Raw genomic sequence first — 25,493 nt, 5'->3', positions numbered from 1 at the left:
TGACGCTCCCCCCGTGGCGTGTGCCGCTTGGCCTCAGTGGTGGTGCGGAGGCGGTGGCGGCATGCTGCCCAGGCCCGGGGTGGCCTCCGGCCAGACCAGGAGGACCGGGCACGGGGCGTGGTCCACGACGAACCGGCTGGCCGGGCCGAGGCTCTTGGGCCCCAGATGGGTGCGGTCGCCGTCCCTGGCCAGGATGAGCAGGTCGGCGCCCTCTGCGGCTTCGACGACCTCGCGTTCGACCCGGCCGGAGCGTTCCTCGCGTGTGCAGGGCCTGCCGAGCCGATCGGCCGCCTCCCGCAGCAGCCGGCGGGCGGAGTCGGCAGCCAGTTCCTCCATCCGGGTGCCGGGATCCCGCTCGGGGTGGCCCCGGCCGAGCAGACCGGCGAAGGCACCGTGCGCGGCTCCCGGGCTCTCGTGCCCGGTGACATGGAGGAGGACGATCTCCGAGCCTGCGGGTACCCGAGTGCGGGCCGCGTCCACGCAGGCCGGCCAAGTGCCCTCGACGATCCACACGATGACGGCCATACGGGTCAGCCTCCGGCTACTCGGTCCGGCCCCGGAGGGCCGGTCTCGATCAGGCTCCGTCAGATTCCGGTCAGGTTCCGATCACTTCCAGTGCGCCCCACAGGGCCACCACCGAGCAGGTGAGCGCGGCGGGCACCGTGTACAGGCCGAGCCGGGTGAACTCCCCCAGCTCGACGTCAGTGTCGTGCTGATGCACGATTTTCCGCCACAGCAGGGTCGCCAGGGAACCGGCGTAGGTCAGGTTGGGGCCGATGTTGACGCCGAGCAGCACCGCCAGCACCGCGCCGGGCCCGGCCGGTGCGGTGAGGGGCAGCAGGACGAGCACCGCCGGCAGATTGTTGATCACGTTGGCCAGTACAGCGGCCAGCGCCGCGATGCCCAGCAGCGTGGGCAGTCCCGTGCCGTCGGGGACGAGATGGCCGAGGGCCTCGTCCAGCCCGTTGTCGACGACGGCCCGGACGACGATGCCCAGGGCCAGGACGAACGCCAGGAACGGGAGGCCGGCGGCCCGCAGCAGGGCCCGAGGACTGGTCGGGCGCCGGGCCCGGGCGCGCGCGGCCCGCCCCCGCGCGCCCGCGAAGGCGGCCCACGCCGGGTCGATGCCCACCGCCGAGGTCGCCACGAACCCGGCCAGCGTGCACGCCACCGTGACCAGGGCGAACAACGGCAGCTCGGACGGCCCGGAGGCGGCCGGGGCCTGCGCGCCGGCATCCAGATCCACCGCGAAGAACCGTCGGAACACGACGTACTCGATCCCGATGGCGACCACCCACGGCAGCGTCATCAGCGCGGCGAAGCGGGTGAAGCTCAGCCCGCTCGCGGCGAAAGCCAGCAGGTTGGTGAGGTTGGAGACGGGCAGCAGCAGCGAGGCCGTGTTCGACAGGTGGGTGCAGGCGTAGACATGCGGCTTGGCACGGGCGCCGAGCCGGGCGGCGGTGGCGAAGACCACCGGGGTCAGCAGCACGACCGTGGCGTCCAGGCTCAGCACCGCGGTGATCAGTGAGGCGACCAGGAACACCTGCCCCAGCAGACGGCGCGGACGCCCTGCGGCGGTGCGCGCCATCCAGGCCCCGCACGCCTGGAACAGACCCTCGTCGTCACACAGTTGGGCCAGTACCAGGACGGCCGCGAGGAAGCCGATCACCGGTCCGAGCCGGGCGGCCTCGTCCGACCCGTGGGCGGGCGAGATCGCGCCGGTGGCGATGACCAGCCCCGCGGCCGGAACGGCGAAGACCGCCTCCGGCAGCCCCCGCGGGCGCACGACCGCGCAGACCAACACCATCACCAGGAGGACGGCGGAGAGCGCTTCCGCCAGCGGGCCGTTCAGGGTCGGAGCCTTTCAAAGGGGGAGGTCACAGATGATGTCGAGCATGCCATGCCACCTGCGACGGTTCCCCGGCGGGGAGCACGGGGATCGCCCGGACAGCGGGGATCACGTGCAGGCGGCCCGTGCCGACAGCCCGCGGCGCAGGCACTCGGCGAGGCGGGCGGCGATGGTGCCGTCCGGGTCGAGGCGCGGGTTGAAGATGGTGACGTCGAGTCCCACGGCCCGCGCGTCGCCCAGCGCCGTCCGCAGCACGCTCTCCAGTTCCTCCCAGGTCAGCCCGCCCGGCTGGCGGTAGTCGACGGCGGGCATGATCGCGTCGTCCAGGACGTCGACGTCGAGATGGACCCAGAAGCCGCCACCCGAACCGTCGCCTGTACCACCCTTCGCACCACCGACCAGCCTGTCGACCGCTTCCCGCGCCACCGCGTCGGCCCCGGCCGCACGGACGCCATCGAGGTCGACGGCATGCAGTGCCGCCGGGAGCGGCTGCATACCGGCCCGGGCGGACTCGACGCCGTCGCGGAAGCCGAGGGCCACGACGTCCTCGTCCCGCACGAGAGGGCCACGGCCCTCCAGGTCGGTGAGCAGCCGGGGGCCGCGGCCGGTGGCCAGGGCGAGTTCCATCGAGGCGGCCTCACCATTCGGCTCCGCCGAGGGCTGGTAGAAGTCGGTGTGACCGTCGAGGAAGAGCAGTCCGTGGGGGCCGCGGCGGCGCAGGGCGAGGAGGTTGCCGAGCAGGATGCTGCAGTCCCCGCCGAGGACGAGGGGGAAACGGCCGGCGTCGAGGACAGCGCCGACCGTGTCGGCGAGCCGGGCGGAGTAGCGGGCGATGGCGTGTGCGTTGAGCACTCCGGTGCCGGGGTCCCTCGCCGGGTCGTACGCCGGCGGCTCGACCCGGCCCACCCGGCCGGCCTGCACCGCACCGAGCCCGTCCGCCAGACCGGCGTCGAGCAGCGCCGTCGGCAGTTCCTCCACCCCGCAGGGCCGCAGACCGAGCACGGACGGTGCCTCGACGATCGCGAGTTCCCGCATCTTCGGCCCCTTTCGCCGCTGCCCTCCCTCCATCTGTGCCACACCCTGAGGTCCGGCACCACACGTGCCCGGGGCAGGCATGGGCAGGCACTAGCTGTTGCTGGCCATGACGTTGGTGACGCTCGCGTGGAGGCGTGAGGCTGAAGGACGGCTACCGGCGGCAGTGTGAGGCCGGTGGTAGTTGTGGTGGACGTTCCAGACCGCGATCGCCCGAGCCCGTTCTGCTTCAGAGGCCCACTGCCTGGCATACAGGAGTTCTTCAGCGAGGATGCGTTGGTGGCGCTCGACCTTGCCGTTGTGCCGGGGCGCGCAGGGCTTGGTCTGCTGGTGGCGGGAGGCCCACGGAATCAGTGAGCGCGGGAAGGCCGCTGCGGGGTAGTTTGCGCCGTTGTCGGTGACCACTCGCACGACCCGGTGGATGCTGTGGGTGGCCAAGAACGCGCGGGCTCGGCTGAGGAACGCCACGGTGGGGCGGCCTTCTCGTCGGGAAGGGGGCTCGGTGTAGGCCAGGCGGGAGAATCCGTCGACGGCAGAGTGCAGGTAGACGTACCCGCCCCTGGCGCCACTGGTCTTTGCGCGCTGTGCGGCCTGGCCTGCTCGGAGCCGTGTCCGTGGGCCCGCCACCCGCCGCCGTCCGGGATGCGTCCGACTTCCTTGACGTCCAGGTGGACCATGTGGCCCGGGTAGCGGGCCACGACCCGTTTCGGACGCCTGTTGGTCGAGCCGTCCGAGTCGAGGAAGCGGCGCTGGTTGATGCCCAGGCGCGCCAGCCACCGGCCTACGGTGTGCTCGCTGATCCGCACGCCTCGGCTCGCGAGTTCAAGGGTGATCCGGCGGGCGGACCACTTGTTGTCCCGCCGCAGCTGCTCGATCCGTTCGATGACATCGGGCGGGATCTGGGTCGGTGAAGACCGCGGGACGCTCGGGCGGTCCCGCAGCCCGGCTTCGCCGTGCGTGTCGTACCGGTTCTTCCACTTGGACAGGCAGGCGCGGGAGATACCGGCCTCGGCGGCGACGTGCGCGATCGGACGGGTGCGGCAGCGCTCCACGAGCCGTCGGCGTCCCTCGACGTTCAAGGGGGCGTGAGCATGTGTCACCGCAGCACGTCGGTGCTCCGGCCAGCCGTGATGACGGTCAGGAGGGGAAACGCGATGAGCAGCGCGACCGCGACGAGAAGCCCACTCGTCCAGAGCGGTCCGAGGACCCCGACTTCGGTGCCGAGCGTGGCCGCAGCGACGCCGGGGCCGACGGCGGCACCCATGTTGAGCGCCGCGGTCGCATACGAACCTGCCATCGTGGGGGCTCCCGCGGCCTCGTAGAGGACTCGCGTGATCAGCGTGCTGCCCAGCGCGAACGACAGCGCGCCCTGCACGAACACGAGGATGAACAGGGCAACCGGCTCATTGGCCAGCATCGCCAGAGCCGGCCAGCCGATGAGCAGCAACGGACCGCCGACCGCGATGACCGGACCGGGACTTCGGTCGGACAGCCGTCCGGCGGTGGTGACGCCCACGAAGGACCCGGCACCGAAGAGCACCAGAGCGACAGAGATCCACAACTCGCCCAGCCCGGCGCTGTCGGTCACCACGGGGGCAAGGAAGGTGAGGCTTCCGAAGGTCGCCGCGTTCACCAGCGCGCCGAGCAGCATCACCAGGAGCAACCGCGGCCGGGCGAGCTGGGCGAGCTCCACTGGCAACGCCGGCCTGCCAGTCGCCTGATCCTCACCACGTCCTGCTGGGATGCCTTTCAGGATGCCGAGAGCGGCAGGCAGGCAGAGAACGGCGACAGCCCAGAAGGTGGCCCGCCAGCCAAGTGCCGTGCCGAGCACCGACCCACCGGGGACCCCGGCGATCGTGGCCACCGTCGTGCCTGACAGCAGCACGGCCAGCGCGCGTCCCTTCCTGTCGGGTGAGACCAGCGCGGCCGCAGCCGTCAGAGCGACGGCGAGGAACCCTGCGTTCGCGACCGCGGCCACGACTCGGGTAGCGAACAGGAGGGGGAATCTCGTAGTGACGGCGCCCACGGCGTGAGCTGCCGCGAACACGAGGACGAACCCGAGAAGGACCGGACGCCTGGGCCAGTTGCGGGCCAGCGCGGCCACCAAAGGGGCGCCGACGATCATGCCGATCGCGAAGGCCGAGGTGAGCACGCCTGCTGTTGCGACGGTGACGTCGAGATCCGAGGCGATGTCCGGCAGAAGACCGGCGAGCATGAACTCCGAGGTGCCCATGGCGCAGACCGCCAGGGCAAGCAGGTACAGCGGGAGAGGCATCGAGTGGCTCCGAGGTGAGGAGAGGCACGAGGAGGTCATCTCGTCACCGCGGCCAGCCCCGAGCGCGCATACGTTCCACCGCAGAAAGCGGCGTGACGACAGGGCTACGAGTTCAGTGGTTCAGGGGGCTGACGGCGTGACCGAAAGCCCCCACCTTGTCTGACTCAGGACTCGACATGGCCCGCACGCTACCCGACCGATGCCCGTCGAAGCATCCTGGTTTCACAGGCATCGGCCTGCGTCACCAACGTCATGTCCCGCAACGGCTAAGCAGGCATTCCCGAATCCGGCTTCGAACTGGCCCGAAATTCAATCCTGTGTGACCGGAGTCGACTCATGGTGATGCAGAGTTCAACGGCTACCGGCGGTAAAGGCTTGCTTTCACACATCTCTGCCCCGTACACCTTGCTCCACAACTGGCCATGACTCTGGGGGGAGTTGGCATATGGAAGGCACGGTTGACGGGTTCCGCTACGGTGCGGTGACCCCGGTGGCGGCCTATCTGATGGCCTGCCTGGGCGGGGCGTTGGGACTGCGGTGCATCGTCCGGTCCCTGCTGAACGACCAGTCGTGGAAGCCGGGCTGGCTGGCGCTCGGCGCCGCCTCGATCGGCTGCGGCATCTGGACGATGCACTTCATCGCCATGATCGGCTTCCAGGTCGAGGAGGCCCGGATCCGCTACGACGCGGGCCTGACCGTCCTCAGCCTCGCCGTGGCCGTCGTGGTGGTGGGCATCGGCGTGTTCATCGTGGGCTACCGGGGCGCGGGCAGGGGCCCGCTGACCTCCGCGGGCGTCATCACCGGGCTCGGTGTGGCCGCCATGCACTACCTGGGCATGGCGGCACTGCGCCTCGACGGCACCATCCGGTACGACGCGCCGGCCGTCGGGCTGTCCGTCCTGATCGCGATCGTCGCCGCGACGGCCGCGTTGTGGGCGGCCGTCACCGTCCGCGGTTTTCTGACCAGTCTCGGCGCGAGCCTGGTCATGGGCGTGGCCGTCTCGGGGATGCACTACACGGGCATGGCGGCGGTCAGCGTGCATCTGCACGGCCCGTCCGGTTCCTCGTGGGCCGGTGACTCACCCACCTCGCTGCTGCTGCCCATGCTGCTGGGGCCGGCCGTCTTCCTGCTGCTGGCCGGGGTGGTGGTGATGTTCGACCCGCTGCTCGTCCTCGGCGAGCCCGAGCGGAACCGGTCCGTCGCGAACGGCTCACCGGGCCCCGCCGAGACCGACTCCGGTGCCCGGCCGGGCACCGCCTCATGGCAACGCCCCGACGGAGACCCGGAGTTCAGGGCGCGGACCGCCGGGCCCGCACAGCATCGCCGTAAACCGTACGCTCGCAAGTGGTGAGCCGGGGGAGGCAGGGCGGAGGCCACGTGCCGGACCCCGCCTCCCCCTCTCGGCCTTCTCTAGATCATTGTTACGGTGCACCGGTGTCTGACTCCTCACGCGATACCGCCGCGGGCGCCGGTTGGGGCGCCACCGAACCCGGCGCGTACAAGCGACTGCTGCCGCCCAAGATCGAGAAGATCTCCTGGCTCAACCCCAAGACGCTGTGGGCCGCCCGCAACGGCGTGCTCGCGTCCTGGTTCGGGGACCCCACGGGGCGCACCCGCAGCCGCTGGGTGGCGCAGCGGGCGGACGCCGGGGCGCCCGCCGACAAGGTGATCCGGCGCGACGACCCGGACCGCTTCTCGTTCCTCGTCATCGGTGACACCGGCGAGGGCGACGAGCCCCAGTACTCCGTCGTGCCGGGCTTTCTGAAGGTGGGTCAGGACTCCCGGTTCGCGGTCCTCGCCAGTGACGTGATCTACCCGGTGGGCAGCGCCGACGACTACGGCACCAAGTTCTTCCGGCCCTACCAGGACTACCGGGCGCCCATCTATGCGATACCGGGCAACCACGACTGGTACGAGGACCTCGGCGCGTTCATGCGCGTCTTCTGCGACGACGCCCCGCCCCTGGCCCCGGAGGCCGCCCCGCGCCCGCTCGGCAAGGCGTGGCTGCGCTCCCTTCTGTGGCACCGGCCGCGCGAGGGGGACGGCCAACGCCTGGCGGAGGACCGGAAGTCGAGGTCGGCTCCGGCCCAGCGGGCCGTACAGCCGGGGCCGTACTGGGCGATCGACGCCGGGCCGGTGCGGATCATAGGCATCGACACCGGGCTGCTCGGGGGCATCGACGCCGAACAGGGAGCCTGGCTGCGCGAGGTGTCGAAGGATCCCCGGCCGAAGATCCTCATCACCGGCCAGCCCCTGTACGTGGACGGTGAGCACCACCCGTGCGCGATCGAAGGGGGCGGCACCGTCGACGAGATCGTCCGTGACCCGGCCCACCGTTACGTCGCGGCGATAGGCGGCGACATCCACAACTACCAGCGCTATCCGGTGCCGGTGGACGGCCGCACCATCCAGTACGTCGTCTCGGGCGGCGGCGGTGCGTTCATGCACGCCACGCACACGATTCCGCGGGTCGACATCGCGAACGTCACCGAGAAGGAGTTCCGCTGCTATCCGCTGCGCGGGGACTCCCTGGCCTTCTACAGCGCGCTCTACGGCCGCAGGCTGCGCATGCGCCGCTTCTTCGGGCTCACCGAGGATGAAGCCACGGCCGTCATCGCCGAACGGCTGGAGATCCAGCCGGGTCGCGCAGCCGCCCCGGACGCCCGCATCACCTGGCGCACCCGCCTGGTCGCGGGCCTGTTGGGCACCGGACGCCGCCCCGACCGGGCCAAGCGGTTCCGCCTTCCCGTGCGCAAGATCCACACCCAGCTGTTCTCCCCGAGCTCGGCGACGTACAGCCCGCCGTTCTTCAAGCAGTTCCTCCGTCTGGACGTCACCCCGGAGACCGTCCGCCTGCGCTGCTACGCCGCCACCGGCAGCCTCGCCCATGAGGTCGACCCGCCGGTCGAGGACGAGGTGACGATCCCGTTGAGGTGATTGATCGCTGACGACCCTGCTGAACTGGCCGCGGGCGACGGGAACAGCGCGGGACGTGATCGAGTTGGCACGGGAACACGTCCATTGAAGGTTCAATGATGGAGGAGTCCATGCCGTCGACCTCACGCCCGCTGCGCAAGCTCGGCTTCCTCACGATCGGACTCTTCGACGAGGCGGATCCACGCCGGGGCCACGAGTCCACGCTGGAGATCATCGAGCTGGGCGAACGGCTCGGTTTCGACAGCGCGTGGCTGCGCCACCGCCATCTGCAGTACGGCATCTCCTCCCCCGTCGCCGTCCTCGCCGCGGCCTCCCAGCGGACCCGCCGTATCGACCTCGGCACGGCGGTCATCCCGCTCGGCTGGGAGAACCCGCTGCGGCTGGCCGAGGACCTCGCCACGGTCGACCTCCTGTCCGGCGGCCGCCTCAACCCGGGCGTCAGCGTGGGCCCGCCGATGCACTACGACCGCGTCAAGGAGGCCCTGTACCCGGACACGGCCGACGCCGAGGACTTCGGCTACGAGCGGGTGCGGCGACTGCTGGACTTCGTGCGGGGCAAGCCGGCCACGGACTTCAGCGGCACCGAGGGCTTTGAGGCCGCGCGGCGGCAGCCGCACATCGAATACAGCTCGGACCGGGTGCAGCCGCAGTCACCCGGCCTGGGCGGTCGTCTGTGGTACGGCGGTGGCAGTCTGCGTTCGGCGCGGTGGGCCGGCGAGCACGGGATGAACCTGCTGACCAGCAGCGTCGTCAAGGCAGAAGGCCCCGATACAGAAGACGCCGGGGCGGAAGGCCCGCAGGACCCGGAGCGGGCGCCGGACTTCGCGGAGATCCAGCTCGCGCACATCCGCGCCTTCCGCGCCCACCACCCCGACGGCGAGAACGCCCGCGTCTCCCAGGGCCTCGTCGTCATCCCCACCGACTCCGCCACGCCCGAACAGCGCGCGAAGTACGAGGAGTACGCCGCCAAGCGCACCCCTCGCACGACCGCACCGCAGGGCCCGGCCCGACTGCTGTTCGCCCCGGACCTCGTCGGCACCGCGGAGGAGATCGCCGAACGCCTCCACGCCCACGCCGCGTTCCGCGAGGTGGACGAGGTCGCTTTCGCGCTGCCCTTCACCTTCGAGCACGAGGACTATGTGCAGATCCTCACCGACATCGCCACCCGCCTCGGTCCGGCGCTGGGTTGGCGTCCGGGGGTCTGAGGGGCAGCCCCTCGCCTTCGAGGACGCTGTCGAGCAGGTGCAGCGGGGCGGCGCGTACTCCGGCGGCCTCGGCCGCGTCCCAGTGGGCGAGAGCCCGGGGCAGATCGACGAGGCCGTGGATCAGGGGCAGTTCGCTCGGGGAGCGGCCGGAGTCCGTGAGATGGGCGTGGAGGAGTGACTCCAGTCGGCACGAGGCCAGGGTGCCCGGAATTCCGGACCGAGTGGCGAACCCCGTGCTCGCCACGCCCGGCAGGTCCTCGCTCAGCCGTGGCCGCGTGGAGTCGACGGCCAGCAGGCCGCCTCCGACGACCAGCACGTCCTGGTCGCGGCTCATCCGGTCCAGTGCCCTCGCGGTGTCGAAGCAGTGCGGGAAGGAGTCGTCCACGACGATCGTGCCGGAGCGGAGCCGACCGACGTCCACCAGGGCCGTCGCGCCGCTCACGGCGGTGACGATCACATCGGCCTCGTAGACCGCCGCGGGCAGTGTCCGCCCCGACTCGGCGACCTCGATCGGCAGCGTCGGGTGTCCGGCCGACAGGTCCGCCGCCAGCTTCCGGAGTCGGGCCGTGCTGCCCGGCAGGTCGCAGAGCAGCAGTCGGGCCGGCGGGCCGGGCACGGTCGCCAGCAGCAGTCGTAGGGACGAGGTGCCGATCGAGCCGCATCCGACGACGGCGAGGGAGAGTTCGTCGAGCCGGCGGCCGGTGGCGGCGAGCGCGGAGCGGACGGTCCTGACCACGGCGACGGTCGTCGTGGCGTGTCCGGTGGTGAGGGCCGCGTCGGTCCTGGTCTCCCGCAGGACGTCGTAGCCGTAGCCGGTGAGGGACGGGATCATGCCCGCGAGCGAGACGCAGCGGGCGCCGAGGGAGGCGGCGTGTTCGACGGCTCGGGCGGTACGGGCCGCGAGGTCGCCGCCCGAGGCCAGTTCGTCGGCGAAGAGAGGGAGGGCGACGAAACCGGAGTTCCCGAGCGGGGTCCCGGTCTCCTCCAGCAGTCGGGCGTGGCCGTCCGGGAAGAGGAGCGCGCGGATCTCCTCACGGCCGAGGCCCGGACTCGCCGCCGGCAGTCCGGCGAGGGCGGCGAGGTGGTGCGGGGCGGGCAGGTATCCGACGAGCGCGGCGTCGAGGTGTGGGCGGCGCCTGCGGGCGGGGGCGAGGGCCGGGACTGGGGTGAGGGCGGGTTCGGTTTCGGTTACGGCTTCGGTTTCGGCTTCGGTCTCGCTCAGGGCCTCCCGCAGCTGTGTCTGTATCCGCTCGGCGAACCCGGCGGCTTCGCGGGGTGCGAGGGCCGCCACGGGGGCCCGTACGGTGACGCGCAGACCCTCCTCACCGTCCGCCAACGGCCGCACGGCCAGGAACACATCGGTGCCCACCGGCGGCGGGGCAAGGGCGGTGTCGGAGTCGTCCGCGCGCAGCGTCAAGCCACCGCCACCGACGCCGACGCCACGACCGGTCTCGGATCCGAGGGACGTGAAGTCGAGGAAGGTGAAGAAGAACTGGGCGTGGATCGGCAGCCCCGCCGCCGTGCGAACCTCGCTCGGGCCTTCGGCCCGGGCCCGGTCCGTCTCGGCCCCGATACACCTCAAGTCGTGCTCGAATGAGCCGAGTTGACCCGCGCTGCCGCTGCCTCCAACGACGGGCGGGGCGGCTGGACGCAGGGCCACCGCTTCCGCGAACGGGCCGAACACCCGATGCGCGTCCGCCGTGGACTCCTCGCGGCCGGTGACGGCTAGTCCGAGCACGAGGTCGCGGCGGCCGGTGAGCTCGGTGAGGGCGCGGTAGTACGCGGTGGGCAGCGGTGCGTACAGGGTGCGTTGTGCGTTGCGGGCGAGTCGCCGCAACGCGTCGGTCGTCGCGGCGTCGAGGGTGAAACCCGTGGTGTGGAACGGTGGTTGCCCATCGGCCTCCTCGCCCGCCGGCCGGCGCAGCACGGGGGGTGTGTAGGGCGCCCGGAGGCGGGCGCGGTAGCCGTCGGCCTCGGGTCCACGCGGGTGCGGGAGTACGGCGGACAGGGCGACGTGGTCGCGGAAGGAACTGTCGAGCGGTGGCAGGTCGGGTGGGAGGCCGCGGTCGAGGCGGTCGTACACGGTGAACAGTTCGCGGGCCAGCAGGGCGGCGCTGTAGCCGTCGCCGATGAGGTGGTGCGCGTGGACCAGGAGCACATGCTCGGTGGGGGCCAGGGTGAACAGCCGCAGCCTCAGCAACGGCCAGGCCCACGGCTCCAGTCGGCGCCGCGACTCCTCGGCCGTGCGCTGCTGAAGCAGGTCGGGGTGGGCGAGGGGCTCCACCTCCACGGGCAGGCGCAACGAGTCCGGCAGCTCCTGCTGTACGGGCGGGCGGGCGCCCGCGGGGAAGACGGTGCGCAGCATCGGGTGACGGGCCACCAGGACGTCGACGGCGCCCTGGAAGACGTCATGGCGCAGCGGTCCGCTCAGCCGGAACCGGGCGAGCCAGCCGGAACCCGCCCCGGGGTCGATGGTGTCGGCGAGCAGGAACCCGCGCTGGGAGGGGGTGAGGGGGTAGGCGTCCATGGGCCGCGCCGACCGTGAGGCCGAGCCCGGGTCATGCGCATTCTCGTCCTCGTCCGAAGCCGACGTCGGCTCGGTGGCGGCGGCGTCGAGGGCCACTGCCAGTGCGCTCAGCGTGCGGTGGGTGTAGAGGGCGGTCGGGCGTGGGACGGCCGGGAGTTCCTCGCGCAGGCGGGAGAAGAGTTCCAACACCATGATGGAGTCGCCGCCGAGCGCGAAGAAGTCGTCCTCGCGGGTGACGTCCGGGACGCCCAGCAGGGTCGACCAGATGCGCGCCAGCGTGAGCTCGGTCGGGGTGGCGGGAGGAGTTCCGGGGAGGGTTCCAGGAGGGGTTTCGAGGAGGGTTCCAGGAAGGGTCCCGGGGAGGGTTCCCTTGGCGTGATCACCGACTCTCCCGGTGCCAGCCGCGCCGGTCGTTCCCTCGACTTCGCCCGCCAGCAGGTTGCGGTCTATCTTGCCGGTGCCGGTGAGCGGGATCGCCGGGATCGTGTGGATGCGTCCGGGCAGCATGTACGGCGGCAGGGTTCGGGACAGGAAGGCGCGCACCTCGCGTGGGCCGGGCTCGTCCGGGCCGGGGCGGGGTTCGACGTACGCCACGAGACGTCCGTCGATGAGCAGTACGGCGGCACGGGCGATGTCCGGGTGGGCGAGCAGCGCGGCCTCGACCTCGCCGAGTTCCACTCGGTGTCCGCGGACCTTGACCTGGTCGTCGAGGCGGCCGAGGAACTCCAGCGCGCCGTCCTCGGTTCGGCGGACCCGGTCACCGCTGCGGTACCAGCGACGACCGTCGCGCTCCACGAAGGCCTGCGCGGTGAGCTGCGGCTCGCCGAGGTAACCGGGTGTCAGTCCCGTTCCGGCGATGAGCAGTTCGCCGGGCTCGCCACTCGCGCAGGGACGTCCGTCCTCGGTGACGACGGCCAGTTCGGTGCCGGCCACTGGTCGGCCGATGGGCAGCCGGCGTACGTCGTCGGCCGGCCGGGTGTCGATGACATGGCAGGTGGCGTTGATGGTGGCCTCGGTGGGGCCGTACAGGTTGGCGACCCTGTGCTCCGGTCCCCCGCGGCTGTCGAGCAGGTCGAACCAACGGCGGACATGGGCGGCGGGCAGCGCCTCGCCGCCCACGTGGACCCAGCGCAGTGCGGACAGGTCCGGGGGTGTCCCATCCTGTCGTACCCGGGTCTCGGCGGCGGTCAGCAGCCGCTCCCAGAGCGTCGGGACCGAACTCCACACCGTGACACGGTCGTTGACGATCCGGTCCAGCAGTGCCTCGGGGTCGCGCAGGAGGTCTCGGGTGAGGGTGTGGATGGTGGCCCCGGCCAGCAGCGGTGCCAGCAACTGGCGTACGGAGGCGTCGAAACAGACGGATGCCGTCTGCGCGAGGTGATCGCCGGGGCCGTAGCCGAACGTGGTCAGGGACCAGTCGAGGTAGTTGAGCATGGACCGGTGCGTGATCGGGACGGCCTTGGGGCGGCCGGTGGAGCCCGAGGTGAAGATCACGTAAGCGATGGCGTCCGGGGGCGGAGATGGAGACGAGGACGGGAACGGAGGCGGAGGCGGGGCTGTCGGGAGGGAGGGGGCGTCGGTGGCGACGGGGGTGATGCCGGTGAGTCGGCCGGTGGCGGCGTGCGTTGCCGTGTGGCGCACCACGACGCCGAGGCCGGTTCGTGTCACCTGGTCCTGGAGGCGGGCGATGGGGTGACCGGCGTCCAGGGGCACCCAACCCGCGCCCGTGCGGAGGATGCCGACCACGGCGACGACGGTGTCCGCGCCCGGCTCGGTGAGGAGACCGACCAGGTCGCCGGGGTGTACGCCGGTCGCCCGTAGCCGGGCGGCGAGAGTGGCGGAGGCGTGGTCGAGATCGGCGTAAGTGAGGGTCGTACTACCGGTGTTGATGGCCACGGCGGTCGGGGTCGCGCGGAACCGGGCGGCGAGGCGCTCGATGATTCCGTCGTCGCCGGGCGTCAGCGGAAGGGGGGAAAGGGCTGGAAGGGATGGAAGGGGCGCAAGGGGTGATGCGACGGCAGGCGCCGTGGCGGGCGGCGTGCGAGGTCGTACGACCGGTGAAGAGCCGGATCCCGACGGCTGCCACGAATGCTGCCGCGAGGGCTGCTGTCCGGTCGTGGCGCGGAGTTCGGCCAGGTAGTCCTCGGCGAGACGCTCGACTGTGGCGGGCCGGAAGAGGTGGGCGGGGTGGTTCCAGGAGAGGCGCAGGGCCGTGTCGGACTCCCAGCACAGCAGTCCCAGCCGGGTCGCGGCGGAGGCGGTGGCCGCAGCGGTCGGGGTGACGGTGACCGGCCAGTCGCGGCCGTGGCTCACGGGGAAGCGGGCGAAGCTGAAGCCGGCCGGGGCGACCGTGCGCGGGGCGGGCCCGGTGGCGGGCAGCAGCGCGGCGATGTCGGGGCTGGCGAGGGTCGCATGGGACTCCGCCTCGTGCCAGATCCGCCGCAGTCGCCGGGCCAGCGTGGTCGCGGGCTCGTCCGGGTCGACGGTGACGAACACCGGCAGCGTGTCGGCGAGCGGTCCCACGAGCCGGTCGATTCCGGGCAGGGGGACCTCGCGGCGGGCGCGCGCCACGTTCACGGCGACGGCCCGCTGTCCGCTCCAGCGGGCCAGACAGCGGCCGTACACCGCGAGCAGTAGGTGGAAGAGGGAGACCTCGTGCCGGGCGGCGAGTTCCCGCAACGCCGCCGTGAGCGTCGCGTCGACCGTCGTCTGGTGGTGGGTGAGCGGCGGCTGCGGGAGGGCCTCCGGGTCGCCGTCGTACGGGAGTGCCGGGGCCGTCGCCGACGCGGTGTGCTCGGCGATGCGATCACGCCAGTACTGCTGGTCGCGGGTGAAGGCGGGCGACTGACGGTCGGCGGTGAGGAGGTTCGCGTAGTCGGCGAACTCGGCGCGTGGGATGGGGCGTTGGAGGTGCGACCCATGGGTGAGTGAGGTGTACAGCGACCAGAGTTCCTCGCACAGGATCTTGAGGCTGTAGCCGTCCGCCGCGCTGTGGTGGACGACCAGCAGCAGGTGGGCGAGGTGGGCGTCCAGGCGGTCGCGGACCAGTACGGCACGCACCGGGTCCTCGGTGGTCAGATCGAACGGGCGGTTGTACAGGCGCTGTTCGAGGTCGGGCAGCGGCGGTGCCGTGGCGTCCGGTTCGTGCACCTCGTACCAGTGGGGAGCCGGGTGGGTGGGATCGGCGGGGGCGACGTACTGGCGCGGCTGTGTGCCGTCCATGGTGATGCGCAGACGCAGCATGGGGTGCCGTGCCGCGAGGTGGGCCAGCGCCTGGCCGAGGAGTTCGGGGTCGAGGGGGCCGCGGACGGTCTGCCGTAGGAAGCCGTAGGCGGTGACGCCGTCGTACAGGGCTTCCGTGGTGAGGAAGGCGCGTTGGAGCGGTGTGAGGGGGCGCGGGGTGTCCTCCTGGCGGCGGTGCGCTGAGCGGGCGGCCCGCGGTGCGGTGGACGTCTGCCCGCTGAGGTGGGTGGTCAGCTCGCCGATCGTCCGGTACTCGAAGAGCAGCGTGGCGGGCAGCGGCAGCCCGAGTTCCGTCTCCAGGCGGCGTGCGAGGTCGACGGCGGTCAGGGAGTCGAGCCCCAGGCCGAGGAACTGCTCGTCGTCGCCGATGTCCTCAGGGGTGCGGTGCAGTGCCTCGGCGAGCATGCGGCGTACCGCGTCCATGACGTGCGCGTCGCCCGGACGGTCCGCTTTGAAGGCCGTGCGGGACGCCGGTGCCTCCGAGAGCGTCGACGGTGTTGAGGGCGGCGCGAAGGCCGAGGGGGCCGCGGGGTTAGAGGGGTTCGCGGGGGCCAACCGTGCCGAGGGTGCCGCAGCGGTCACCAGCAGGTGCGCGGCATCGGTGGCGACGGCCACCCGCAGCGCGGCGATCGCGGCCCGTGTGGTCATGGGGCCGAGTCCGCGCTCGCGCAGTCGGGCCAGGGCCGGTGCCGGTGCACCGGCGGCCAGTCCCGCGTCGGAGACAGGACCGAACCCGATCGCCTGCCAGGGTCGGCCGTCCGCTCGCTCGGCGGCTGCGTGGGCGTCGAGGAAGGCGTTGGCCGCCGCGTAGTCGCCGAGCGCACCCGCCAGGCCGGGCAGTACGGAGGAGAGGGAGGAGAAGGCGACGCACACGGCGGGTGTCTGGCCGTGCCGCCGCAGCGCTTCGGCGAGCAGCACCGTGCCGCGCACCTTCGCGGCGAGCACCCGCTCGATCTCACCGCCGACGTCGCGGACGACCTTGCCGCCGACATCACCGCTCTCGCGACCGTTCTCGCCGTCCTTCGCGGCTTCCGTCTTGGCGCGGAGCGTGCCCGGACGGACGGTGCCGGCCGCATGGAACACTCCGTCCAGCGCGGGCAGCGTGGTGAACAGGGCCTCGACGGCGGCTTCGTCGGACACGTCGGCCGCGTGGTACCGGGCCCGGGCGCCCTGGGCCTTGAGCTCGACGAGCAGCTCGTCGGGGGCGGTGTCGGAACGCCCGGTCAGGATCAGTTCGCATGCGCCGCGCCCGGCCAGGTCACGGGCGAGCGCGGAGCCGAGCCCGCCCGCTCCCCCGGTGATCAGGTAGGTGCCGTCCGGCGGCAGGGCTTCGAGCGCTGCGGGAACATCCGGAACGTCCAGGACGTCCAAGACGTCCAAGACATCCGACACATCGGCCGGCGTACGGCTGAGCCTGACCCCGTTACGCCATGCGAACGCGCCCTCCGCGCCCGGCTCATGGACCGACCGCAGTTCCCGTTCCATTGCCTCGGCCCGGGCGTCGAGCGTGTCGCGAGAGGACAGGTCGACGCTGCGGGCGGCAAGTCCCGGGTGCTCCTCCGCGAGCGCCGGCGTGAAGCCGTGCAGGAGTGCCTGCGTCGGGCGCGCCTGTTCGGTCGAGGTGCTTCCGGTGACATACGCGTCCTCGGTGACCGCCACGAGGCGGCTGCAGCCGGCGGCGAGGACGTCGAGCACGGGGCGCAGTGACGTGACGGCGGCGTCGGTGGCGGCATCCACGCTCTCCCGGCTTCCGTCGCCGGAGCCCTCGCCGCCTCCCAGCCACACCACGGTGTCCGCCGACGCGGCACGCAGCCCGGCCGCACCGCTCTCCCCCAGCACCGTCACCCCGCGGCCGACGAGCTGCTCCGTCAGGGCCCGGCCCAGCGGCTGGTCCGCACCGATCAGCCGCACCACACGGGGCCCGGCCGCCGACGTGAGCGGCACGTCCCTCCAGTCGAGTCGCCGTACGACAGCCGCCGCGCCGGCCTTGCGCGGCCAGTGACGCCTGCGCTGAAAGGGATACGTCGGCAAGGGCACCCTCGCCCGCCCGGCAGCCCGGCCCGGCCGGTCAAGCCCCGCCCGACCAACCACTGCCCCATCGGGCCGTGCCCCATCAAGCGCTGCCCCATCAATCTCTGCTCGATCAAGCCCTGCCCGTTCAAGCCCTGCCCGTTCAAGCGCCGCCCGGTCCAGAGCCGCGCCGCGCGCCCACAATCGTCCCGCCGTCTCAAGCAGCACTCGCGCCCCGGCGGCCTCCCCCTCATGCCCCGGCTCCGAGGAAGGCCCCGTCGCCCCCGTCGTCAGCACCGCCACGTCAAGAGCACCCCGCGCACCGGCAGCCGCACGGACGCTCCCGCCCAGAGTGCTGCCCGGCCCGAGTTCGACGAAGGTGTCGTAGCCCTCGTCGAGAAGCCGTCCCACAGCCGCCCCGAACCGCACCGGCCGCACCGCATGCGCCTGCCAGTAGTCGGGGGTGAGGCCGGGCCGCCACTCCCCGGTGACCGTGCTCAGCATGGGTACGGCCGCCGTCTTGACGGTCAGCGCCTTGGCGGCGTCGTGCAGCGGGTCGAGGACCGGCTCCAGGAGCGGGGAGTGGAAGGCATGGGAGACGCGGAGCCTGCGCGCGGCCACGCCACGTGCCGCCAGCTCCGCGAGGGCACGCTCGACAGCGTCCTCGGCGCCCGAAATCACCACCTGGTCAGGCCCGTTGACGGCAGCCACGCTCAACGAGCCGTCGGCTGCCGCGACGAACTCGGCGACGGTGTCCTCGTCACCCCTGACCGCGGCCATGGCGCCGCCGGGCAGCGCGAGTTCCCCCACCAGGCGCCCCCGCTCCGCCGCGAACCCCACCGCCTCGGCGAGACTCAGCGCACCGCAGACACACGCGGCGGCGATCTCGCCCACGCTGTGTCCGGCGACGGCGTCCGCGGCCAGGCCCCACTCCCCCAACTGCCGGGCCAGGCCCACTCCGAACGCGACGAGGAGCGGCTGGGCCACCTCCGTCCTGGCCAACTCCGCCGGATCCGTCCGGGGATCGAGGCACCAGTCGGCGAGCGAGCGTCCGAGCACGGGTCCCGTCAGCGAGGAGGCCTCGTCCAGGACCTCCCGGAACACCGGGGACGACCGGTACAGGGCGCGCCCCTGGCCGGGTCGCTGGGCTCCCTGTCCCGGCAGCAGGAACACCGTCCGTGGACGCGACCGGGCCACCGTGAAGTCCGCCGTGCGGGCAGCGGCGAGGCGGGTCGCGAGGTCACCGTCGGCGATCACGGCGAGGCGGTGAGGACCGCTGTCGCGCGCGGTGTTGGCGGTGGCGCAGATGTCCGCCTCGGGCAGCTCGGGGTGCGTCCGTACGTACGTGGCCAGGTCGGTCGCGGCCGACAGGAGGGCCTCGGGGCTGTGGGCCGACAGCGTGAGCAGGTGCGGGCCGTCGGCGGAGGGCGATGCGGAGGGGGTCCGTAGGGCCGGTGCCTCCTCCAGGACGGCGTGTGCGTTGGTGCCGCCGAAGCCGAAGGCGTTGACGCCCGCGATCAGCGGCCCTGCCGTGCGCCATTCCCGCTGCTCGGTGACGAGTTCGAAGCCGGGGGCGACGCGTTCCAGGTAGGGCGCGGGCGAGGTGGTGTCCGGGGAGGGCGGGATCCGGCGGTGCTGGAGTGCCAGGACCGTCTTGACCAGTCCCGGCATTCCGGCTGCGTTGAGCAGGTGTCCGATGGTGGCCTTGACCGAGCCGAGCAGGCGCGGGCGGCCGTCGGTGCGGGGCGGGAAGGCGTGCCCGAGCGACTGCGCCTCGATCGGGTCGCCGACCGGAGTGCCGGTGCCGTGTGCCTCGACGTAAGACACCGAGTCGGGGTCGATGCCGCACTCGTCGTAGGCCCGGGTGATGACCTCGCGCTGGGTGCGCGGGTTGGGGGCGAGCAGGCTGAGTGACCGGCCGTCGTTGTTGACGGCTGTGCTGCGGACCAGGGCGAGTACCGGATCGCCGTCCCGCAGCGCGTCGTCCAGGCGGCCGAGGACGAGGGCCGCTCCGCCTTCCCCGGGCACGATTCCGTCGGCGGCGGCGCCGAAGGGGCGGCTGCTGCCCGTCGGGGAGAGCGCGCCGGCGCGGGCCAGGAGCCGGTGGCCGGTCGCGGTGAGGGCGAGTTGGACGCCGCCGACCACGGCGATGCCGCACTCGCCGCTCTGGAGGCTGCGCCGTGCCAGGTGGAGCGCCACGAGCGCGGAGGAGCAGGCGGTGTCGACCGCGAGGGCGGGGCCGTCGAGGTCGAGTGTCTGGGAGAGGCGGGCGGCGATCAGGTTGGGGAGGTTGCCGGTGAGCGCTCCGGGGTGGGCGGTGAGGTCGCCGTCCGTGGCGGCGGCCAGGATCTCGCGGTATCCGCTGTCACCGACGGCGGCGAACACTCCGATCCTGCGGCCGGTCCTGCGCGGCCCCGCGTACCCGGCGCGCTCCAGCGCCTCGTGGGCCAGCTCCAGGAAGATCCGTGCCTGCGGGTCGGTCGCCCGGGCCTCGTCGTCGTCCAGGCCGAAGAAGGCGGCGTCGAAGTCGGCGGGGTCGGGGAGGAAGGAGCCGAAGAGGCCGGGGGTGCCCGGCGCGCTCGCCCAACGGCCGTCGGGAACGGCCGTCACCGTGCCGCGGCCTGACCCGAGCAACTCCCAGAAGTCCTCGGGGCTCTGCGCACCGGGAAATCGGCAGGCCATTCCGAGAATCGCAACTGGCCGCTTCTCGCTGCTCGCGCCGGACGGCACGTGCCCGGCGTCCGCCCTCGTCTCCCGCTCCGCTCCCGCTGACGCTCCGTCAAGGTCCGTGAGCAGCAGACCCAGCACATGCCCGGACAGTGCCCCGACCGTGTCGTGGTCCCGCAGCACCCGAGGCTCCAGCGTGACGGAGAAGGCGTCCTCGATCCCGGCGAGCACCGCCATCGCCTTCAGCGAGGAGCCCCCGAGGGCGAAGAACCGGTCATCGCGGCCGATGTCCGTCGGCGCAAGTTCCAGTGTCCGTGCCCAGATCCCGCGCACCACGTCCTCGACGTCACGCCGAGAACGCGGCACGGCGGCAACCTGCGGGCCGCCCTGCTCCCGGACCTCCGGGGCGGGCTCGGCCCCGGCCCGCCCCGCCGACAGCCGCCCCGCCGGCAGCCGCCCCGCCGGCAGCCGTCCCGCAGACAGCCGCGCCGCCGACAGCCGCGCCTCGACCGCCGCGTAGGCGCCCGCCTCGAACCGGGTGCGCATCAGGGCGCGCCGCAGCTTGCCGCTGGTCGTCCGGGGGAACGCGCCCGGGGGCAGCGGCAACACCCGTACGTCGTCGTGTCCCAGCGCCTCCCGGACCCGCGCCGCCGCCGCGTCGAGCACCGGAAGGGCCGCGGCCAGGGCGGGCCGCGCCCACTGCACGAACACCACCACCCGATCGCCCCCGGTGTCCGGATCGGTGGACCCGATCGCCGCCACCGTCCCCTCGGGCAGCCCCGCTGTGGTGGCGGCGGTCTCTTCGAGGTCGGCTGCGTGGAAAGTACGGCCGCCTGCGAAGACGACGTCCTTGTGACGGCCGGTGACACACAGGCGGCCCTCGTCCAGGAAACCGAGGTCACCGGTGCGCAGCCAGCCGGCGGCGGAGAACGCGTCGGCGTCCGCGGGGAGGTCGGGGGCGCGGTGGTAGCCGCGGGCCACCTGGGGGCCGCGTACCTCGATGTGACCGACGCGCCGGTCGCCGAGCGGCGCCCCGGAGTCGTCGGTGATCCGTATCTCGCAGTCGGGCACCGCGCGGCCCACGTCCATGAGTTCGACGGCGTCCGGTCCGGGCCGCGCGGCAACGGCCCGGCCCCGGCTCAGCGCCGCCCGGTCCAGTGCGCGGGGCTCGGCGATCTCCCCGAGCGGGGGCACGGTCACGGCGAGCGTGGCCTCGGCCAGCCCGTACACGGGCAGCATGGCCCGGGCGTCCAGCCCCGCCGCCCTCGCCTTCGTGCCGAACTCCCGCCACACACGCGGCGCGATCGGCTCGGCGCCCACGAGCATCAGACGTACGCAGCTCAGGTCCAGCCCCGCCCAGGTGCTCGCCGGCACCCTTCGTACGGCCAGCGCCAGTGCGAAGTTGGCCGCCGACAGCAGGGTGGCCCGGTGCCGCGCCACCGCTTCGAGCCAGCGGGCGGGGCGCTTGGCGAAGGTCAGCGGTTCCAGCCGTACCTGCTTCAGGCGCGCCGCCATGGGCACGAGGTGGGTGCCTATCAGACCCATGTCGTGGAAGTACGGCATCCAGGTCGCGACCACGTCGTCCGAGGTGACCGCCGTCGCGGCGCGGATCTGCCGGAGGTTGGCGAGTACGGCCTCGTGGGTGAGTTCCACACCCTTGGGGGCGCCGGTGCTGCCGGAGGAGAACTGCAGGAAGGCGAGGTCCTGTGGATGCCGCGCGGGCAGCGAGCGCAACGGGCGGGCCTCGCGCAGCGCCCCCAGCCGCAGGGCGCGCACCGGCGCCGGGAACTCGCCGAGCATGGCTTCGGTGGAGTCGTCCACCAGGACGGCGGGCCTGCCGAGGAACTCCCACACCGGCCCCGCCCGACCCGCCTCCGGAGCGAGCGGCACGGGCACGAGCCCCGCCGCCAGGGCACCCCAGAACATCGGCTGAAAGTCCTCGCCGAGGCCGGCGAGCAGCGGAACGGGCGTACCGGGCTCGACGCCCGCCGCGCGCAGGCCCGCCGCCACGCGCAGGGCGTCGTCGTGGAGTTCGGCGAAGGTGACGGAGTGTTCGCTGCCGTCTCCGCGGACATGGACGACGACCTGCTCCGGGGTCTCCTCGGCGGCACGCAGCAGGATGTCGAGGAGCGTGGAGGCGGTACGGCGCCCGGGAGTCGGCATGCGCTTCCTTTCTCGTCCGAGCAGGATTTTCCTGATCTTCACCAGTACGACGACGAGTATCGTCGAACGGTTGGCCGACTGACCGACATGTCCTTGCCTAGGCCTAGCGCCCAAGAGCGTCGGCCAGGTCGGCAAGGTGCGCCGAGACCGGCCCCAGGGTGAGCAAACCGCTGCCGGCACCGGCCAGTTCGTTCGCCGCCGGGGTGAGGGCGGTGTGGGCGCGGACCATGGTCTGCCGGTCGCCGAGGGCCAGTGCGGCTCGGGCGGTGAGGCACCACAGGGCCTCCTGGAGGAGGTCGCGGGGCGGGTCGGGTGTCGCGCGGAGGGCCTCGGCGGCCACGGCGCGGTGGCCCTGGTCGAGGAGGAGCAGGGGGTGCGCCCAGGGGGCGTACGGTCCCCAGTCCATGTCGGTCTCGGCCTCGGTGTCGGCATCGGCATCGGCATCGGCATGGAGGGGCTGTGCGTGGCGTAGGCGCAGGCACAGGAGGGCGAGCGGCAGGAGGCCCTCGGTGAGGCCCGGCATGCCCGCGTCGTGGAGGAGGGTGGCCGCGTCGCGGTAGGCGGCCTCGACCTCCGTCACCGGTGCCTGGCCCGTGGCGTCCAGCCGCAGTGCGGCGTACCACCCGGTGAACACGCCCACCAGCGGCCGTTCGTGGCGTACGGCCAGTGCGTCCGCGGCGGCCGCATGGCGGTCGGCCGTGGTGAAGTCGCCGAGGGCGCTGCGGGCCTGGAGCCGGACGAGGTGGCCGAGGATCTCGAAGTTGGCCAGGCCGTTGCGGGCGGAGAGCGCGACCAGCTCCGCGCCGATCCCGTCGCGGCGGGGCGCCAGCCCGGTGCGGTCGAAGCACTGCATGAAGGACGCGTTGAGGGCGAATGCCAGCAGCACCGGATCATCCAGTCGGCGGGCGATCTCCTCGGCCTGGCGGGCGGCCTGGGGGGCACGGGCGTGGGCGGTGGCGTCGGCGGGTGGGGTGCCGCGCGACTCCAAGGCGATCGTCGCCAGCAGCCGGCCTTTTGCCGCCTCATGGCCCTGGCCCTGGCCTTCGCCTTGCGCATGCAGGGCGGTGAGGGTGCGCTCGGCCGCCGCGACCACGCTGGCCGCCTGTTCCGGGTCGTCGACGCGGGTCCAGATGGCCGGGACGTCGTAGGCGCCGATCACCCGGGCCGTCAGTTCCGCATCGCCCACTTCCTCCGCGGCCGCGATCGCCGCGACCCGGTGCTCGCGGGCGGCCAGCAGTCCGCTGCCTCCGGTAACGGCGAGGCTGCGCAACAGGCCGGTGGTCGACTCCAGGCGTGCCCGCGCGTCGGGCGCGACGGTGCGGTCGTAGGCGGCGGCGACCTGCTCCCAGACCCGGCCCGCGGGGTTGTCCCACTCACGGGCGGGGTTGTCCGACTCGTGGGCGGGGTTGTCCGACTCGTGGGCGGGGTCGTCCGACTCGTGGGCGGGGTCGTCCAAGCCTCGGGCGCGGGGGTCCTGGGCCTGGCCAAGGTGGTCCTGCGCTTGGCCGAAGGAGTCCTGCGTCCGACCGAGGCGGTCCGGCGGCTTGCCGAGTCGATCCCGTGGCTGAGCGAAACGGTCCGGCGCCTGGCCGTGGCCATCCCGCGCCTGCTCCAGGTGGTCGGCCTGCCGCAGGATGTCCGTCTCCAGGGTGCGCAGTCGCGGGCCCGGGTCGACGCCCAGTTGCCCGGCAAGCAGTGCACGGGCCTGGCGCAGCACGTCCAGCGCGTCGGCCTGTCGGCCGGTGCGGTACAGCGCCAGGGCCAGCAGGCGCCAGGCGTTCTCCCGCCAGGGGTGCTCGGCCGCGTGCGCGTGAAGGTCCGCTGCCGCCCGGTCGGCCAGGCCGAGGGACATCAGCGTCTCGGCGCGCAGTTCCACGGCGTGCAGGCGCAGTTCGGCCAGGCGGCGGCTGTCGGCGTGCGCCCACGGCTGGTCGGCGAACTCCGCGTAGGCGGGCCCGCGCCACCAGCCGAGCGCCTCGTCGAGTCGTACGGCCGCGTCCTTGGGCGGCAGTGTCACGGCCTCGGCGACCGTCTGCTCGAAGCGCCAGGCGTCCACCGTGTCCTTCGGGGCGCGCAGGGCGTAGCCGGGGCCGTCGGTGACCAGCAGCCGGGCCGGGCTGCGGGGCGGGCGGCCCGGTTCGAGGGCGCGGCGCAGCGCGGCGACGAAGGTGCGCACGGCGCCCACCGCGTCGGCGGGCGGCTCCGTCCAGAGGTCGTCGACCAGCCGGGAGACCGGCACGACACGCCGTCGCGCGACGATCAGCCGGGCCAGCACCGAGCGGTGTCTCGGCCCCTTCAGGGCGATCGCGTCCCCGTCCGCGTCCCACGCCGTGACCGGCCCGAGCACGCCGAACCCAGGGCCCATGTCCTCCACCGCCCTCCACTGTCGCGGTCACACCGGCGTTGCTCATCCACTGCTCATCCGCCCGCAGGAGGATCAAGGAACGGATCCCCGAAGGAACAAGATCCCCCGAGAGACCCCCGCCGCAAGGATCTCCCGGGGGTGAGTCTCCCGGATCCCGGATCCCGGATCCCCCAGGTCCCCCGGATCCCCCAGGGCCCCCAGGTCCCCCGGATCCCCCAGGGCCCCCAGGTCCCCCGGATCCCCCAGGGCCTCCGGGTCCCCCTGCGAGGCATCCTCCACCCATCCCTTCACATCGGAAGGAGCGGCACCGTGGCACCTGTCATCGCCGGCTTCGATCAGCACCGTGTCCCCGTCGCCGACGGAGTCTCCCTGCACACGGCCGTCGGCGGATCCGGTACGCCGGTCATCCTGCTGCACGGCTTCCCGCAGACCCACCTGATGTGGCGCCATGTGGCCGCCGACCTCGCCACCGAGCACACCGTGATCTGCCCCGACCTGCGCGGCTACGGCGCCAGCGACAAACCGGCGGAGACCGACGGCACCGTCTACGCCAAGCGCACCATGGCCGCGGACATCGTGGCCCTGGCCAGCGAACTCGGCCACGAGCGGTTCGCGCTGGCCGGGCACGACCGGGGCGCCCTGGTGGCCTTCCGCGCCGCGCTCGACCACCCCGGCACCGTGACCCACCTCGCGTGTCTCGACATCCTGCCGACCCTCGACATGTGGGACGTGCTGCACGGCGTCACGGCCGCCGTCGCTTTCCACCTCTACCTGATGGCCCAACCGCCCGGCCTGCCCGAGCGCATGATCGGCGCCGCCCCGGACGCCTTCTTCGGCCACTTCCTCGACATCTGGACGACCGACCGGCAGGCCGTTCCGGACGAGATCCGCGCCGCCTATCTGGCGGCCTGCCGCGAGGCGGTGCCCTCCATCGTCGCCGACTACCGGGCCTCCGCCGGCATCGACATCGAGCACGACCGGGCCGACCGGGCGGCGGGAAACACGCTGCGGATGCCGGTCGGTGTGCTGCAGCAGGACTGGGGCGCGGCCCTGGGCTTCGACGCCGCCGCACTGTGGCGCGCCTGGGCACCCGACGTACGGCACACCACGGTCGGCTGCGGCCATTTCATGGCCGAGGAGGCACCCGCCGACATCGCGAAGGCACTCCGGGAGCTACTCGCCCGCTGAACCGAACCGAACTGAACCGAGCCGCAGCCCTC

Annotated in this window: 10 protein-coding genes and 1 pseudogene; 4 read left to right on the top strand and 7 right to left on the bottom strand. The window is 72.9% G+C overall.

What is annotated here, in order from left to right; translation table 11 throughout:
- Positions 1-33 precede the first annotated feature (33 nt).
- The 5 genes and pseudogenes from ACFWYS_RS24765 to ACFWYS_RS24745 all read right to left on the bottom strand — a co-directional run bounded on the left by ACFWYS_RS24765 (position 34) and on the right by ACFWYS_RS24745 (position 5,156).
- Positions 34-525 carry a universal stress protein gene (locus ACFWYS_RS24765; RefSeq protein ID WP_384772872.1) on the bottom strand — a complete coding sequence of 164 codons (492 nt, stop codon included), beginning with the start codon at positions 523-525 and terminating at the stop codon, positions 34-36.
- Between the two features lie 70 nt (positions 526-595).
- Positions 596-1,807, bottom strand: a complete 1,212-nt coding sequence (locus tag ACFWYS_RS24760) for an SLC13 family permease (RefSeq protein WP_384773113.1) — start codon at positions 1,805-1,807, stop codon at positions 596-598.
- 150 nt (positions 1,808-1,957) lie between these two features.
- Entirely contained in the window at positions 1,958-2,884 is a 927-nt protein-coding gene (locus tag ACFWYS_RS24755) for an arginase family protein (RefSeq protein ID WP_384772869.1), read from the bottom strand.
- A 90-nt stretch (positions 2,885-2,974) separates the two neighbouring features.
- Positions 2,975-3,981: pseudogene (locus ACFWYS_RS24750) on the bottom strand (IS481 family transposase).
- Positions 3,978-5,156, bottom strand: a complete 1,179-nt coding sequence (locus ACFWYS_RS24745; protein WP_384772866.1) for a Cmx/CmrA family chloramphenicol efflux MFS transporter — start codon at positions 5,154-5,156, stop codon at positions 3,978-3,980. The pseudogene ACFWYS_RS24750 and the gene ACFWYS_RS24745 overlap by 4 nt, the downstream one beginning before the upstream one ends.
- Before the next feature lie 445 nt (positions 5,157-5,601).
- Between ACFWYS_RS24745 and ACFWYS_RS24740 the strand changes: the two genes are divergently transcribed.
- The 3 genes from ACFWYS_RS24740 (at position 5,602) to ACFWYS_RS24730 (ending at position 9,298) form a co-directional block, all read left to right on the top strand.
- Positions 5,602-6,507: an MHYT domain-containing protein gene (locus ACFWYS_RS24740; protein ID WP_384772863.1), complete on the top strand. Its 906-nt coding sequence runs from the start codon at positions 5,602-5,604 to the stop codon at positions 6,505-6,507.
- Between the two features lie 83 nt (positions 6,508-6,590).
- A complete protein-coding gene (locus ACFWYS_RS24735; protein WP_384772860.1) occupies positions 6,591-8,093 on the top strand; it encodes a metallophosphoesterase family protein in 1,503 nt (500 codons plus the stop codon).
- 110 nt (positions 8,094-8,203) lie between these two features.
- Positions 8,204-9,298: an LLM class flavin-dependent oxidoreductase gene (locus tag ACFWYS_RS24730; RefSeq protein ID WP_384772858.1), complete on the top strand. Its 1,095-nt coding sequence runs from the start codon at positions 8,204-8,206 to the stop codon at positions 9,296-9,298.
- Here the strand turns inward: ACFWYS_RS24730 and ACFWYS_RS24725 are convergent.
- The gene (locus tag ACFWYS_RS24725; protein WP_384772856.1) at positions 9,243-21,908 is read right to left on the bottom strand and encodes an amino acid adenylation domain-containing protein; all 12,666 of its coding nucleotides are present in this window, start codon (positions 21,906-21,908) and stop codon (positions 9,243-9,245) included. The genes ACFWYS_RS24730 and ACFWYS_RS24725 overlap by 56 nt on opposite strands.
- Before the next feature lie 103 nt (positions 21,909-22,011).
- Complete coding sequence (locus ACFWYS_RS24720; protein WP_384772853.1) at positions 22,012-24,273, bottom strand: BTAD domain-containing putative transcriptional regulator; 2,262 nt, start codon at positions 24,271-24,273, stop codon at positions 22,012-22,014.
- 309 nt (positions 24,274-24,582) lie between these two features.
- Here ACFWYS_RS24720 and ACFWYS_RS24715 point away from each other — a divergent pair, with 309 nt between their 5' ends.
- A complete protein-coding gene (locus ACFWYS_RS24715) occupies positions 24,583-25,461 on the top strand; it encodes an alpha/beta fold hydrolase (RefSeq protein WP_384772850.1) in 879 nt (292 codons plus the stop codon).
- Positions 25,462-25,493 lie beyond the last annotated feature (32 nt).

It is taken from the genome of Streptomyces sp. NPDC059010 (assembly GCF_042740355.1).
Taxonomy (GTDB): domain Bacteria; phylum Actinomycetota; class Actinomycetes; order Streptomycetales; family Streptomycetaceae; genus Streptomyces.
This window is presented reverse-complemented; position numbering and strand designations above follow the sequence as displayed.